Below are 14,847 nucleotides of genomic sequence, written 5' to 3' on the forward strand. Positions count from 1 at the left end.
TGCCGCCCAGTCACTCGTTGACGCCCAGGCCCCCACCGAGCAGAACGCATGAAATGGAACTCCGGCCGGCTGTGGCTTCGCATTACCGTCTATAGTCTTCTCGCGCTGCTGACCGTTCTGGTGGTGGTGCAATCGCTGATTCTCTGGCAATTCGACGAAACGGCCGTGCGCCAGACACTGGGCCAGGTGCTGCACGACCGCGGCCGCAGCGTCACCATCCGCGGCTCGATCAAGCCGCACGTGCTGCCCTTCCCCGGCCTCGACATCGACCGCATCGACATCAGCGAGCCCGGCACCGGCACGCCCGCCATCAGCATCGACCGCATGGAAGCGCGCCTGGCCTGGCTGCCCCTGCTGTTCGGCGAACGCGAGGTCAACAAGGTGCGCGTCGACGGTCTGAAGGTCCGCCTGGCGCGCCACCCCGACGGCACCTTGTCGATCGCCGACCTGTTCCAGCGCCGCGATACCGGCCGCTTCCGCGTCAAGCTCGATTCGCTCCGGCTGCGCGAGGGCCAGATCGACTACCTCGACCTGGCGAGCCACCGGCAGCAGACACTCAGTGCCATCAGCCTGGACGCCGACGGCCTGCGCGGCGATGCCCATCTCACCGTGGGCGGCCTGCTCAGCGGCGGCAAGCGCCCGCTGCGGCTGGCGCTGGAGACGCCGCTGACGATCCAGGACGACCAAGTCACGCTGAGCCAGTTGCAGGCGGTGGTGCTGTCCGAGGTGGAAGGTCTGGGTGAAAGCAAGCTCAGCGCCAGCGGCCTGTTGCGCCTCAACTTCGCCGCCTTGCAGGCCACCGGCGAACAACTGGGACTGACCCTGAGCAGCGATAATCCCAAGAGCACCTTCACGCTGCGCGTGCCGGCACTCGGCGCCAGCTTCAAGGAAGTCACCACGCCGCTGGCCACGCTCGACGGCCAGTTGACCTACGGCCAGACCCATTACGAAACCGCGGCCCGCTTCGACAACGTCAAGCTCGACGAAGCCGGCCTGAACGCCGACCGGATGGCCGGCGATTTCAGCTGGAGCGTCGGCCGGCAGCGCGTCAACCTGAAGCTCGACGCACCGTTCTCGCTGCTGGCGATGAACCAGATCCGCATGCAGCCCTTGTCGCTGATGGCGCAGGTGGTCACCCCGCTGCTGCCGCGCGGCCAACTGGTCGCCAAGATGGAAGGCGCGCTAGACGGCACGCTGGACGACGACCAGCTCAACCTGCGCGTGGCCGGCAAGCTGGACGGTTCGGACATGGCGATCACGGTGAGCCAGTACGGCTTCCTCAAGCCGCGCCACGAAGCCACGGTGACCATCGGCAAGCTCGACCTCAACCGCTACCTGCCGGAGAACACCGACACCGCCGCCGTGGCGCTGTTCCAGGACACCCGGCCGATTCCGCTCGACTGGCTCGACTACGTCGACCTGAGCGGCAAGGTCACCATCGGCGAACTGGCCTTCGGCCGCTTCCGCGTCAACGACGTGTCGGCCAGCGTGCTGGCCACGCCGCAGCAACTGGCGCTGGACCAGTTGAGCGCCAGCATCTACCAGGGCCGGCTGGAGGGCAGCGTGCGCCTGGCGCGCGAGGAGAAGGCGCCGACGCTGGAGCTGAAGCAGACGCTCAACGCCATGCACATCCGTCCGCTGCTGCTCGACTTGTTCGACTTCAGCCGCCTGGACGGCATCGGCAGCGGTGAGGTTGACGTCAAGGCCCGCGGCCTGTCCTTCGCCGAGCTGCGCAACACCATGAGCGGCACGGTGGCGATGAGCCTCAACAAGGGGGCGCTGAGCGGCATCGACCTGGTGGCGGCGCTGAAGAACCTGCCGTCGGAATTGAAGCAATGGAACGGCACCGCCAACCCGAACCAGAAGACCACCTTCTCGACGCTGTCGGCCAGCCTGCAGCTGGAACAGGGCGTGGCGCGCAATCAAGACCTGAAACTGGCGTCGCAGCTGGTCAACGTCAGCGGCGGCGGCAAGCTCGACCTGGTCCAGAGCATCATCGACTACACCCTCGACGTGCAGGCCAACCCGCACGAATTCAGCCGGCTCAAGGGCGTCAACGTGCCGCTCAAGATCACCGGTCCGATCAACTCGCCGGTGTACGCGCTGGACTTCAACGCCATGGTCAAGGGCAAGAAGACCGAGAGCGAGAAGCAGGACGCGCTGAAACAGCAGCTGAAGAAGCAGATCACCACCATCCTGCCGTGACGGTGGCAACAAGAAGGCCGCAGCGGAGCAATCCGACTGCGGCCTTTTTGCCGTCCACCCGGCTCTCAGCCCTGCAGCACCCGCGCCTCGGCCAGCGCCAGCTGCTCCGGCGTGCCCAGCACCACCAGCACGTCGCCCTGCATCACCTCGAACTCCGGCTCGACCTCGCTGCGGCGGATGTGGCGGCGGCGCACCGCCTTCAGCTCCACCCCCAGCTCATCCAGTCCGATCTCCTTCAGCGAATGGCCGATGGCGGCCGCTCCGGCACAGACCTGGATGCTCAACAGTCGCGGCAGCTGCGCCTCGTCCAGCCCCTCGGCGTCGTCGCTGGCGCCGCGGAAGAAGCCCTTGAACAGGCTGTAGCGCTCCTCGCGCACCGCGCGGATGCGGCGCAGCACGCGCTTGAGCGGCACGCCGGTCACCATCAGCGCCTGGGTCGCCAGCATCAGGCTGCCCTCCATCACCTCGGCCACCACCTCGTCGGCGCCGGCCCGGCGCAGCGACTCCATGTCGCTGTCGTCGACGGTGCGCACGATCACCGGCAGGTCGCTGCGCAGCGACTGCACCATGTTGAGAATGCGCAGCGCGGCATGGGTATCGGCGAAGGTCACCACCACCGCCTTGGCGCGCATCAGGCCGGCGGCGATCAGCACCTCCTTCTTGCCGGCGTCGCCGAACACCACCGGGTCGCCCGCCTCGCCCGCCTCGCGCACCCGGTCCGGGTCCAGGTCGAGCGCGAAGAACGGGATCGACTCCTTCTCCAGCAGCCGCGCCAGCACCTGGCCGCTGCGCCCGTAGCCGCAGATCAGCACGTGCTCGCTCTTCGACATGCTCTCCACCAGCAGCTGGTGCAGGTTCAGCGCCTGCATCATCCAGTCCTGCTTGATCAGCCTACGGGTGATCTTGTCGCCGTGCAGGATCAGGAACGGCGCCACCAACATCGACAGCAGGATGGCGGCGATGGCCGCCTGCTCGGTCTGCGCCTCGATCAGGCCCAGCTTGCCCGACAGCGCCAACAGCACGAAGCCGAACTCGCCGCCCTGCGCCAGCGCCAGCGCGCCGCGCATGGCATCGTTGGCCTTGTGGCCGAAGGCGCGTGCCAGGCCGAACACGATGCCGAGCTTGACCGGCACCAGCAGCGCCACCAACAGCAGCACCTCGCCGGCGTGGGTGTACAACACCGGCAGCTGCACGCGCATGCCGACGGTGATGAAGAAGAAGCCGAGCAGGATGTCGCGGAACGGCTTGATGTCCTCCTCCACCTGGTAGCGGTACTCGGTCTCCGAGATCAGCATGCCGGCGACGAAGGCCCCCAGCGCCAGGCTCAGCCCCGACAACTCAGTCAGGTAGGCCACCCCCAAGGTCACCAAGAGCACGTTGATCATGAACAGCTCGCCCGAACGCTGCCGTGCCACCAGGTGGAACCACGGCCGCATCAGGCGCTGGCCGAAGGACAACAGCACCGCCATCACCGCCACCACCTTCAGCGCCGCCAGCGAGAGGTCCATGCCCAGCGTGGCGCTGCCGCCGGCGAAGGCCGGCAGCAGGATCAAGAGCGGCACCACCGCCAGATCCTGGAACAGCAGCACGCCGATCGCCAGCTGGCCGTGCGGCTGGTTGAGCTCCAGCCGTTCGGTCAACAGCTTGCTGACGATCGCGGTGGACGACATCGCCAGCGCCCCGCCCACGGCAAAGCCCGCCAGCGGCGCATCCAGCAGCGCGCCGACCGCCCCGGCGATCAACAGCAGCGTCAGCAGCACCTGCGCCAGGCCGACGCCGAACACCAACTGGCGCATCGCCTTGAGCTTGGGCAGCGAAAATTCCAGCCCGATCGAGAACATCATGAACACGATGCCGATCTCACCCAGGAAGGCCGTCTCATCCCCGTCCGGAATCAGCTGCATCACCCCCGGTCCGGCCAGGAAGCCCACCACCAGGTAGCCCAGCATCGGCGGCACCTTGAGAGTACGGCACAAGGTCACCGCCAGCACGGCGCTCAACAACACGAGGACAATGGGCGCAAGCGAATGCATCGAGGATGGTCTTTCCAGGACAGAGAAGGGGTTGGCCAAACGCGCCCAAGCAAAAGATGCACCAGGCCGCGACTATTCGGATTATAACCTTGATATACTTTCGCCCTATGAACAAGACACGACAGCATGAGCGCCTGGAACAGGCGCAACGGGTGCTCGAGATCGAGGCCGACGCCATCCTCGCGCTCCGTGCCCGGCTCGACGGCGCCTTCCTCGCGGCCATCGACGCCATCCTCGCCTGCGCCGGCCGGCTGGTGGTCACCGGCATCGGCAAGTCCGGCCACATCGGCCGCAAGATCGCCGCCACGCTGGCCAGCACCGGCACCCCGGCGTTCTTCGTGCACCCGGCCGAAGCCGCCCACGGCGACCTCGGCATGATCACCGACGGCGACGTGCTGCTGGCGCTCTCCAACTCGGGCGAGAGCGACGAGGTCATCGCGCTGCTGCCGGCGCTCAAGCGCAAGGACATCACCCTGATCGCCATGACCGGCCGCCCCGAATCGACGCTGGCGCGCGAAGCCGACATCCACCTCGACGCCGGCGTCGAGATGGAGGCCTGCCCGCTCGGGCTGGCCCCCACCTCCAGCACCACCGCGGCGCTGGCGCTGGGCGACGCGCTGGCGGTGACGCTGCTGGAAGCGCGCTCGTTCCGCGAAGAAGACTTCGCCCTGTCGCACCCGGGCGGCAGCCTGGGGCGGCGCCTCTTGGTCCACGTGCGCGACCTGATGCACGCCGGCGACACCCTGCCGGTGGTGCAGTGCGGCACCACGCTCAAGGATGCGCTGCTGGAAATGACCAGGAAGGGCCTCGGCATGACCGCCGTGGTCGACGCCTCGGGCAATCTCGCCGGCATCTTCACCGACGGCGACCTGCGCCGCACGCTGGACAAGACGCTCGACCTGTCCGGCCTCGCCATCGACGACGTGATGTTCCGCCAGCCGCGCACCATCCGCGCCGAACGACTGGCCTCGGAAGCGGTCAAGCTGATGGAAACCCACAAGGTCAACGGCCTGCTGGTCGTGGACGACACCGGACGGCTGGTCGGCGCACTCAACATGCACGACCTGCTCCAGGCCCGGATCGTATAAGGACAACCATGCAAACGATTCACGAACTCGCCCGCAAGGTGCAACTCCTGATCATGGACGTCGACGGCGTGCTGACCGACGGCCGCATCTATTTCACCCCGGACGGCGAAGAACTGAAAGCCTTCAACACCCTCGACGGCCACGGCCTGAAAATGCTGCAGGGCACCGGCGTCAAGCTCGCCATCATCACCGGGCGCGCCGCGCGCTGCGTCGAGCACCGCGCGCGCGGCCTCGGCATCGACTACTACTACCAGGGCATCCACGACAAGGTCGAGGCCTTCCAGCAGCTCTTGGCCGAAACCGGCATCGACGCCTCCGCCTGTGCCTACATCGGCGACGACGTGGTCGACCTGCCGGTGATGCGCCGCGTCGGCCTCGCCGTGGCGGTACCCGACGCCCCCAGCCTGGTGCGCCAGCACGCCCACTACGTCACCGGCTTCGGCGGCGGCCAGGGCGCGGTGCGCGAACTCTCCGAACTCATCATGCAGGCCCAGGGCAGCTACGATGAAGTGATGGACAGGTATCTGGCATGATCCTCCGCGCCCAGCGGCTGTTCCCCGTCGTCCTCCTGGCGCTGACCGGCCTGTTGACGTTCTGGCTCGACCAGATCTCGCGCTGGACGCCCGAGGTGCATGCGCTCGACCCGAACAAGCCGGAATTCGTGGCGGAACGCTTCACCGCCCAGCGCTTCGACGCCACCGGCAAGGTGCAGGACCGCCTCAGCGCCCAGCGCATGTGGCAGTACCCAGGCAAGGACGACCTGTTCTTCGACGCCCCCGCGCTGCGGATCTTCGAAGCCGGCGTGCTGCAATACGATGTGCGCGGCCAGAGCGGCCGCTACAACAACAAGACCCGCCAGGCCTTCTTCGACCGCCAGGTGACGCTGTTCAAGCCAGCCGACGCCAGGCAGCCGGAGACCCGGGTCGACACCTCGGCGATGCACGTCGACATCGATAAGCGTCTGGCCCGCTCCGCGGCGCCGGTCACCATCCATTACGGCACGTCGGTAGCCCGATCGGTCGGCTTCAGCTACGATCAGCGCGCCGGCCTGTTGAAACTGCTCTCGAAGGCAAGAGTCGTCTATGCGAAATAAATTCACCCTGACGCTGGCCATGCTGGCCGGACTGTGCGCCACCACCGTCGCCCTGGCGGAAAAGGCCGACCAGAGCAAACCGATCGAAATCAACGCCAACAGCGGCACGCTCGACCAGCTGAAAGGCGTGACCGTGTGGGAAGGCAACGTCGTGGTGACGCAGGGCACGCTGCGCGTCAACGCCGACCGCGTCGTCGTCACCCGCGACGACAAGGGCAACCAGACGGTGCAGGCCACCGGCAAGGTAGTCACCTTCCGCCAGAAAATGGACGACAAGAACGAATACATCGAAGGCCAGGCCAGCCGCCTCGACTACACCGGCATCACCAACACCGCCGTGCTCACCGGCAACGCCCGCGTCAAGCGCGGTGAGGACCTGGTGATCGGCGAGGTCATCACCTACAACACCCAGAGCCAGACCTACCAGGTCAAGGGCGGCGCCGCCACCGGCCCCAACAAGGGCCGCATCACCGTCATCCTGCAGCCGCAAACCACCGGACAACAGCCATGACCGCCAGCGTACTGAACGTCACCCGGCTGAAGAAGCGCTTCAAGAAGCGCACCGTGGTCAAGGACGTCTCGCTCAGCATCGAAAGCGGCGAGGTGATCGGGCTGTTGGGCCCCAACGGCGCCGGCAAGACTACCAGCTTCTACATGATCGTCGGCCTGGTCGGGGCCGACGACGGCCAGATCCTGCTCGATGAGCAGGACATCACCCACTTCCCGATGCACCAGCGCGCACGCCTGGGGCTGGGCTACCTGCCGCAGGAAGCGTCGATCTTCCGCAAGATGACGGTGGACGAAAACATCCGCGCCATCCTCGAGATCGCCGGCCTCAAGGGCGAGGAACTGGAAAAGGAACTGGTGCTGCTGCTGGACGACCTCAACATCGCCCACCTCAGGGAGAGCAACGCGCTGGCGCTATCCGGCGGCGAGCGGCGCCGCGTCGAGATCGCCCGCGTGCTGGCCACCCGGCCGCGCTTCATCCTGCTCGACGAGCCGTTCGCCGGCGTCGACCCGATCGCCGTGATCGACATCCAGAAGATCATCTCCTTCCTCAAGGAACGCGGCATCGGCGTGCTGATCACCGATCACAACGTGCGCGAGACGCTGCGCATCTGCGACCGCGCCTACATCATCAGCGACGGCGCGGTGCTGGCCTCCGGCAAGCCGCAGGCCCTCGTCGACAATGAAAAAGTTCGCCAGGTTTACCTCGGCGAACACTTCCACCTGTAATCGCCATGAAGCAGTCGCTACAGCTCAAGGTCTCGCAGCAACTCACGCTGACCCCGCAACTGCAGCAGTCGATCCGGCTGCTGCAACTGTCCACCGTCGACCTGCAAACCGAAGTGGAACGCTTCCTGCAGGACAACCCGCTGTTGGAGCGGGGCGACGAACCGGCCGCCGAGAGCGCCCCGGCCGACACCGCCGGCGGCGAAGCCGAAGCGGAACGCCACGACACGGACAGCGGCGACACCGGCGGCGAACTGACCGACTGGGGTAGCGGCAGCCGGCGCAGCAACGACGGCGACGACGATTACGACCCGATGGCCAACGTGCCGCGCCCGGTCACGCTGCGCGAACACCTGCTGGCGCAGCTGGGAGAAATCGCCCTGCCCGAACGCGACAGCGCCATCGTGCAGCTCTTGATCGAAGAGCTGGACGAAGACGGCTACCTGACGACCGACCTGCAGGAACTGGCCGCCTCGCTGCCGCTGGAACTCGGCATCGAGGAAGACGAACTGGCGTTCGGTTTGAAACTGCTGCAGCAATTCGAACCGCAGGGCGTCGGCGCCCGCTCGCTGTCCGAATCGCTGGCGCTGCAACTGGCCCAGTTGCCGGACAGCACCCCCGGCAAGGCGCTGGCGCGCACCATCGTCAGCGAGCACCTCACCCTGCTGGGCAACCGCGACTATACCCGCCTGAAGCGCCTGCTCGATGTCGGCGACGTGGAACTGAAAGCGGCGCAGGCCCTGATCGCCCGCCTCAACCCCCGCCCGGCGGCCGGTTTCGGCGCCGACGACACCCGCTACATCATCCCCGACATCGCCGTGCGCCGCGTCAAGGGCCGCTGGCGCGCCGAGCTCAACAACGCCGCCGTGCCGCGCCTGCGCGTCAACCAGATGTACGCCCAGATGCTCAGCGAGAACCGCGGCGCCGGCGGCGAATTGAGCGCCCGCCTGCAAGAGGCCAAATGGCTGGTGAAGAATATTCAGCAACGATTTGACACCATCCTCAAAGTGGCGGAATCTATAGTCGAAAGACAGCAAGCGTTCTTTGAACACGGAGAAGTCGCCATGCGTCCGCTCATCCTGCGCGACATCGCCGATGAGCTGGAGCTGCACGAATCCACGGTATCCCGTGTGACGACGCAGAAATACCTGTTGTGCCCGCGCGGCCTGTTCGAGCTGAAGTATTTCTTCGGCAGCGCACTGGAAACGGACAGCGGCGGTGAATGCTCGGCCACCGCCATCAAGGCGCACATCCGCCAGATGATCGAAGCGGAAAACCCGGCCAAGCCCCTGTCCGACAGCGCCCTGGCGGACGAACTGGCCAAACAGGGCATACAGGTTGCCAGGCGCACGGTGGCGAAGTATCGTGAAGCCATGCAGATTCCACCGGTCAATCTGCGCAAGGTCCTCTGACCTTGAACTGAATCATCAGCATGCCCGGCAGCTTCTGCCGGGCAGTCAACACAAGAAGGAGTAAGGTATGAACCTCAAAGTAACCGGTCTCCACCTCGACGTTACCCAACCGCTGCGTGATTACATAGAAAGCAAACTCGAACGCGTGACCCGTCATGTCGACCATGTGATCGACGTGGCGGTGACCCTGTCTGTGGACAAGCTGGTCCAGAAGGCCGAAGTCAACGTGCACCTCTCCGGCAAGGACATCCACGTGGAGGCGACCGACGCGGACATGTACGCCGCCATCGACTTGCTGATGGACAAGCTGGACCGCCAGGTGCTCAAGCACAAGGAAAAACTGAGCGAGCACCGGGTGACGCCAGCCCCTTCCCCGGCCCCGGAAGCCACACTCTAAATCCTTGATTGGTAAAGCGGGAGCCGGGAGGTTCCCGCTTTGCTTTGCACGATCCTTTCTCTGTCACACCAAAGCAACGTAGAATCGTCAGGTTTTTGGCAGCTCTCAACAGACCCCTATGAGCCTGATCGGCAAAATCCTAACCCGGGACAATGTCCTGCTCGATCTCGACGTAGCCAGTAAGAAGCGCGTCTTCGAACAGGTGGGACTCCTGATCGAGAACACCCGCGGCATTGCGCGTAGTGAAGTGTTCGAATGCCTGTTCGCGCGCGAAAAGCTCGGCTCCACCGGGCTGGGGCAAGGCGTGGCCATTCCGCACGGCCGTGCCCGCGGCCTGAAAGAGGCTGCCGGCGTGCTGATCCGCCTCAAGTCGGCCATCCCCTTCGACGCCCCCGACGGCAAACCGGTCCAGATCCTGTTCGTGCTGCTGGTCCCGGAACAGGCCACCGACCTGCACCTGCAGGTGCTGTCCGAACTGGCCCAGGTTTTTTCCAGCCGGCCGCTGCGCGAGCAACTGCTGGCCGCCCAGAGCGCCGACGAGCTCTACACCCTGCTGACCGAATGGTCCCCCCATGCCTAGCATAAGCGTTCGCAAGCTCTACCACGACAATCAGCACAAACTGAACCTGAGCTGGGTCGCCGGCACCGGCGGCGCCGATAACCTGATCGGCAACGACGAACAGCGCCCGCTGTTGGCGCTGGTGGGCCACCTCAACTTCATCCACCCCAACCGGGTACAGGTACTGGGCCTGGCCGAGGTCGAATACCTCGACCGGCTCGAACAATCCGCCGCCAAGACCGCGCTCGACCAGCTGTTCCACAAGAGCATGTCGGTGGTGATGGTGGCCAACGGCCAGCCGGTACCCAAGCTGCTGCGCGACTACTGCCACACCCATAACGTGCCGCTGATGACCACGCCGCTGGAAAGCCCCTACCTGATGGATGTGCTGCGCATCTATCTGGCGCGGGCGCTGGCAGTCTCGACCGTGCTGCACGGGGTGTTCCTCGACGTGCTGGAAATCGGCGTGCTGATCATGGGCGACTCGGCCATGGGCAAGAGCGAACTGGCGCTGGAACTGATCTCGCGCGGCCACGGCCTGGTGGCCGACGACGCGGTGGAACTCTACCGCATCGGCCCGGAAACGCTGGAAGGCCGCTGTCCGCCGCTGTTGCGCGACTTCCTCGAGGTGCGCGGCCTGGGCATCCTGAACATCCGCACCATCTTCGGCGAAACCGCGGTGCGGCCGAAGAAGGTGCTCAAGCTGATCATCCACCTGGTCAAGGCCAACGACCAGGCGATGCAGGCGCTCGACCGCCTCAACATCCAGTCGGAAACCCAGGACATCATCGGCGTGATGGTGCGCAAGGTGGTGCTGCCGGTGGCGGCCGGCCGCAACCTCGCGGTCCTGGTGGAAGCCGCCGTGCGCAACTACATCCTTCAATTGCGCGGCATCGACAGCACCCGCGAGTTCATCGAACGGCATACCAACTTCCTCCGGGAACAAGAGCATGCGCCTGATACTGATTAGCGGCCTGTCCGGTTCGGGCAAATCGGTAGCGCTGCGCGCCCTGGAAGACGCTGGCTACTACTGCGTCGACAACCTGCCGGCCACCATGCTGCAGGAAGCGGTTTCCATCTACGCCACCTACGGCTACGAGCAGATCGCCATCAGCGTGGACACCCGCTCCAGCCCCTCGCTGGGCGCGCTGCCGGTGGAGATGCAGAAGCTGCGCGAGCGCGGCATCGACGTGCGCCTGCTGTTTCTCGAATCCAAGACCGACACGCTGGTCAAGCGCTTCTCCGAAACCCGTCGCCGCCACCCGCTGTCCGGCTCCGGCCTGACCGTGGAAGAATGCATCCGCCAGGAAGAGGAGCTGCTGGCCAGCGTCCAGGAGCTGGGCGCGCGCATCGACACCAGCGAGCTGTCGGCCAACGCCCTGCGCACCTGGGTCAACGAACTGGTCGAGGCCGACGACAACCGCCTCACCGTGATCTTCCAGTCGTTCGGCTTCAAGTACGGCGTGCCGCTGGATGCCGACTTCGTGTTCGACGTGCGCTGCCTGCCGAACCCCTACTACGACAAGCAACTGCGCCCGCTGACCGGCCAGGATGCCGAGATCGTCGCCTATTTTGCCCAATACCCGATGGTGGCGGACCTGATGTCCGACATCCGCCAGTTCCTGGCCAAGTGGCTGCCAGCCTTCCGCCAGGACAACCGCAGCTATCTGACGGTGGCCATCGGCTGCACCGGCGGCCAGCACCGCTCAGTGTTCATCGCCGAGTCGCTGGCCAAGAGCTTCGCCAGCGAGCAGGTGCTGTTGCGTCACCGCCAGCTCTACCGTGACGTATGAGCCGCCTGATCCGGCCCGGTGACTGGCTGGTACTGCTGGCGGGCGCGCTGCTGACCGGCTGGCTGGGCTGGCAGCTGTGGGGGCAAGGGCAGGCGCGCAGCGTGACGATACGCGCGGGTGGCGAGCGCATCGCCAACCTGAGCCTGCTGCACAACCGCCTGGTACCGGTGCCAGGCCCCTTGGGGGTGACCCTGGTCGAGATCGCCGGCGGCAGGGCGCGCATCAAGCAAGACCCCAGCCCGCGCCAGTACTGCGTGCACCAGGGCTGGCTGTCGCGTTCCGGACAGATCGCGATCTGCCTGCCCAACGCCACCAGCATCGAACTGACTGGGCCCGATCAGCCTTATGACAGCCTCAACTTCTGACACCCGCTGGCTGCCCGCCCAGCCGCACGACCACCGCATCGCCCGGCTGGCGGCGCTGGCCATCGTGCTGGCGGTGGTCGATGCCGGCATCCCCTCGCCGCTGCCCGGCATCAAGCCGGGGCTGGCCAACATCGTCACGCTGCTGGCGCTGGAGACCCTGGGCTGGCGTGCCGCGGTGTGGGTCAGTCTGCTGCGCATCCTTGGTGCCGGCTTGCTGCTGGGCAGCCTGCTGACCCCCGGTTTCTTTCTCGGGCTGGCCGGTGGCATCGCCAGCCTGATCGGCCTCGGCCTGACACGGACCTGGCCGAAACGCTGGTTCGGCCCGGTCAGCGCGAGCCTCGTTGCCGCGTTCTGTCATATCGGCGGCCAGCTGCTGTTGGCGCGCCTCTGGCTGATCCCGTCCGACAACATCCTGTTTTTCGTGCCGGCCTTCGCCTTGGCCGCCCTAGTGACAGGGCTGGTCAACGGAGTCATCGCCGGCAAGTTCCTGGAAGGTTCCTCATGCGCCCCGTCAACACCGTCACCGTCGCCCTGACCGGCGCCTCCGGCCTGCCCTACGGCCTGCGCCTGATCGACTGCCTGGTCCAGGCCGGCAAGCGGGTCTGGGTGCTCTCCTCGCAAGCGGCCCAGGTCGTGGCGCGCCAGGAGATGCAGCTCAGCCTGCCGTCGCGCCCGGCCGAGCTGCGCGACTGGCTTGCCGAACGCAGCGGCGCCGCCGCCGGCCAGCTCGAGGCGTTCGGCCGGGAGGAATGGTTCGCCCCGGTGGCCTCCGGCTCCAACCCGGCCGACGCCATGGTGGTCTGCCCCTGTTCGATGGGCACGCTCGCCGCCATCGCCCACGGCCTGTCCGACAACCTGATCGAACGCGCCGCCGACGTCACCATCAAGGAAGGGCGCCGGCTGATCCTGGTGCCGCGCGAGACGCCACTGTCGGTCATCCATCTGGAAAACATGCTGAAGCTGGCGAGGCTCGGGGCGGTGATCCTGCCGCCCGCCCCCGGCTTCTACACCCATCCGCAAAGCGTGGACGACATGGTCGACTTCATCGTGGCACGGATACTGGACCAGCTGGGTATCGACCACGCCTTGCTGCCGCGCTGGGGCGAGGCACGCGAGGAGAACGGCGATGCGGGCTGAGACGATACTGAGCCTGGCCGCGCTGCGCCGGCTGGAGCAAGATGCCGCAGATCGCGGACTCGATCTGATGGGGCGCGCCGCCCGCGCCACCGCCGACTGGGTGGCCGCGCGGCTGGCACCACCGGCCCGCGTGCTGGTGGCGGCCGGGCCGGGCAACAACGGCGGCGACGCGCTGCAAGCCGCCCTGCTGCTGCACCATCGCGGCTACCAGGTCGACATCCTGCTGCCCGCCGCGCCGACATCCGCCGCCACCACGGCAGCCCTGCAGGCGCTGTTGGCGGCCGGCCTGCAGCCCGTTCCCCGGCTGGCCGAGGAACATCCGCGGCCGGAGCTGGTGATCGACGGCCTGTTCGGCATCGGCCTCGCGCGCGACTTCGACGCCCCGTGGCAGGACACCATCCGCCAGCTCAACGCGCTGGCCGTCCCGATCCTGGCGCTGGACACACCCTCCGGACTCGACCCCTACCGCGGCACCGCAGCCAACGTCGCCATCCGTGCCAGCCACACGCTGACCTTCCTCAGCCATAAGCCGGGGCTCTACATGGCCGCCGGCGCCGACCTCGCCGGCAACGTGGAACTGGCGACGCTGGACTGCCCCGCCGAACTGTTCCCCCCTGCCGAGGGCGAACTGAACCAGCCGCTGCCCCTGCTATCGCCGCGCGCCAAGGACAGCCACAAGGGCAGTTTCGGCAGTGTGCTGGTAATCGGCGGCGAGCGCGGCATGCTCGGCGCCGCCCTGCTCGCCGGCCGTGCCGCCTACGCCGGCGGCGCCGGCAAGGTGCATCTCGCCACGCTGGACGACCGGCTGGCGGTCGACACCGCCGCCCCCGAACTGATGATCCAGGCGCTGCAGCCGAGCACCACGCTGCCCGCCGCCGACGCCGTCGCCATCGGCCCTGGCCTAGGGCAAAGCAGCGCCGCCCGCCACTGGCTCGGCCGGCTGATCGGCAGCACCCAACCGCTGCTGCTGGATGCCGACGCGCTCAACCTGCTGGCCGGCGACAGCCCCCTGCAGCAGGCCCTGAGCCAACGCCAGGCGCCGCCCGTGCTCACGCCCCACCCGGCCGAGGCCGCCCGCCTGCTGGCCTGCAGCACGCCGGACGTCCAGCGCGACAGGCTTGCCGCCGCACGCGAACTGGCGCAGCGCCGGCAGGCCGTCGTGGTGCTCAAGGGCGCCGGAAGCCTGATCGTCCGTCCCGACGGTTATTACCGGGTCAACACCAGCGGTGGCCCCGCCCTGGCTGTAGCCGGTCAGGGCGACGTGCTGAGCGGCCTGATCGCCGCCTTGCTGGCGCAGGGCCTCTCCGCCTTCGACGCCGCGGCGCTCGGCGTGCACCTACACGGTCTGGCCGGCGACGCCTATACCCGCGAGGCCCAGGGCCCGATCGGCCTGAGCGCCTCGGCCACCGTGCCGCTGCTGTCGCACCTGATCAACCAGGTGCTCTCGACGCCTCATCGTTAGAGCGTACGGCCCCATGTCATTGTATCCATTCGCCAAAGGTGGCCGGAGCCGGGGGTAGCGGCTACAATCG

At 66.9% G+C, this 14,847-nt stretch carries 16 protein-coding genes; 15 read left to right on the forward strand and 1 reads right to left on the reverse strand.

Going from position 1 to position 14,847, the window contains the following annotated elements:
- Positions 1-48: 48 nt before the first annotated feature.
- Complete coding sequence (locus tag PSEMAI1_RS0116065; protein ID WP_024303852.1) at positions 49-2,205, forward strand: AsmA family protein; 2,157 nt, start codon at positions 49-51, stop codon at positions 2,203-2,205.
- Positions 2,206-2,270: 65 nt separating this feature from the next.
- Here PSEMAI1_RS0116065 and PSEMAI1_RS0116070 read toward each other — a convergent pair whose 3' ends face one another.
- Complete coding sequence (locus PSEMAI1_RS0116070) at positions 2,271-4,238, reverse strand: monovalent cation:proton antiporter family protein (protein ID WP_024303853.1); 1,968 nt, start codon at positions 4,236-4,238, stop codon at positions 2,271-2,273.
- A 107-nt stretch (positions 4,239-4,345) separates the two neighbouring features.
- Between PSEMAI1_RS0116070 and PSEMAI1_RS0116075 the strand changes: the two genes are divergently transcribed.
- From PSEMAI1_RS0116075 to PSEMAI1_RS0116140, 14 genes are all read left to right on the forward strand, one after another.
- Positions 4,346-5,326 carry a KpsF/GutQ family sugar-phosphate isomerase gene (locus tag PSEMAI1_RS0116075; RefSeq protein WP_024303854.1) on the forward strand — a complete coding sequence of 327 codons (981 nt, stop codon included), beginning with the start codon at positions 4,346-4,348 and terminating at the stop codon, positions 5,324-5,326.
- An 8-nt stretch (positions 5,327-5,334) separates the two neighbouring features.
- Positions 5,335-5,859, forward strand: coding sequence for a 3-deoxy-manno-octulosonate-8-phosphatase KdsC (gene kdsC / locus PSEMAI1_RS0116080; RefSeq protein ID WP_024303855.1), 525 nt, complete (start codon positions 5,335-5,337; stop codon positions 5,857-5,859).
- Positions 5,856-6,419 carry an LPS export ABC transporter periplasmic protein LptC gene (gene lptC, locus PSEMAI1_RS0116085; protein WP_024303856.1) on the forward strand — a complete coding sequence of 188 codons (564 nt, stop codon included), beginning with the start codon at positions 5,856-5,858 and terminating at the stop codon, positions 6,417-6,419. The genes kdsC and lptC overlap by 4 nt, the downstream gene beginning before the upstream one ends.
- Positions 6,409-6,930, forward strand: a complete 522-nt coding sequence (gene lptA, locus PSEMAI1_RS0116090; protein WP_024303857.1) for a lipopolysaccharide transport periplasmic protein LptA — start codon at positions 6,409-6,411, stop codon at positions 6,928-6,930. The genes lptC and lptA overlap by 11 nt, the downstream gene beginning before the upstream one ends.
- Complete coding sequence (gene lptB, locus PSEMAI1_RS0116095) at positions 6,927-7,655, forward strand: LPS export ABC transporter ATP-binding protein (RefSeq protein ID WP_024303858.1); 729 nt, start codon at positions 6,927-6,929, stop codon at positions 7,653-7,655. The genes lptA and lptB overlap by 4 nt, the downstream gene beginning before the upstream one ends.
- Before the next feature lie 5 nt (positions 7,656-7,660).
- Positions 7,661-9,064: an RNA polymerase factor sigma-54 gene (locus PSEMAI1_RS0116100; protein ID WP_024303859.1), complete on the forward strand. Its 1,404-nt coding sequence runs from the start codon at positions 7,661-7,663 to the stop codon at positions 9,062-9,064.
- 67 nt (positions 9,065-9,131) lie between these two features.
- Positions 9,132-9,461: a ribosome hibernation-promoting factor, HPF/YfiA family gene (gene hpf / locus PSEMAI1_RS0116105; protein WP_024303860.1), complete on the forward strand. Its 330-nt coding sequence runs from the start codon at positions 9,132-9,134 to the stop codon at positions 9,459-9,461.
- A 118-nt stretch (positions 9,462-9,579) separates the two neighbouring features.
- Entirely contained in the window at positions 9,580-10,041 is a 462-nt protein-coding gene (ptsN, locus tag PSEMAI1_RS0116110) for a PTS IIA-like nitrogen regulatory protein PtsN (protein ID WP_024303861.1), read from the forward strand.
- Positions 10,034-10,990, forward strand: coding sequence for an HPr(Ser) kinase/phosphatase (gene hprK / locus PSEMAI1_RS0116115; RefSeq protein WP_008954909.1), 957 nt, complete (start codon positions 10,034-10,036; stop codon positions 10,988-10,990). Before ptsN ends, hprK begins: the two co-directional genes overlap by 8 nt.
- Entirely contained in the window at positions 10,971-11,813 is an 843-nt protein-coding gene (rapZ, locus tag PSEMAI1_RS0116120; RefSeq protein WP_024303862.1) for an RNase adapter RapZ, read from the forward strand. Before hprK ends, rapZ begins: the two co-directional genes overlap by 20 nt.
- The gene (locus PSEMAI1_RS0116125; RefSeq protein WP_024303863.1) at positions 11,810-12,178 is read left to right on the forward strand and encodes a NusG domain II-containing protein; all 369 of its coding nucleotides are present in this window, start codon (positions 11,810-11,812) and stop codon (positions 12,176-12,178) included. The genes rapZ and PSEMAI1_RS0116125 overlap by 4 nt, the downstream gene beginning before the upstream one ends.
- Positions 12,159-12,713: a Gx transporter family protein gene (locus tag PSEMAI1_RS0116130; RefSeq protein ID WP_024303864.1), complete on the forward strand. Its 555-nt coding sequence runs from the start codon at positions 12,159-12,161 to the stop codon at positions 12,711-12,713. The genes PSEMAI1_RS0116125 and PSEMAI1_RS0116130 overlap by 20 nt, the downstream gene beginning before the upstream one ends.
- A complete protein-coding gene (locus PSEMAI1_RS0116135; RefSeq protein WP_024303865.1) occupies positions 12,680-13,315 on the forward strand; it encodes a flavin prenyltransferase UbiX in 636 nt (211 codons plus the stop codon). Before PSEMAI1_RS0116130 ends, PSEMAI1_RS0116135 begins: the two co-directional genes overlap by 34 nt.
- Positions 13,305-14,777 carry a bifunctional ADP-dependent NAD(P)H-hydrate dehydratase/NAD(P)H-hydrate epimerase gene (locus tag PSEMAI1_RS0116140; RefSeq protein ID WP_024303866.1) on the forward strand — a complete coding sequence of 491 codons (1,473 nt, stop codon included), beginning with the start codon at positions 13,305-13,307 and terminating at the stop codon, positions 14,775-14,777. Before PSEMAI1_RS0116135 ends, PSEMAI1_RS0116140 begins: the two co-directional genes overlap by 11 nt.
- The last annotated feature ends 70 nt before the right edge of the window (positions 14,778-14,847 follow it).

It is taken from the genome of Pseudogulbenkiania sp. MAI-1 (genome assembly GCF_000527175.1).
In the GTDB taxonomy this organism is placed as follows: Bacteria; Pseudomonadota; Gammaproteobacteria; order Burkholderiales; family Chromobacteriaceae; genus Pseudogulbenkiania.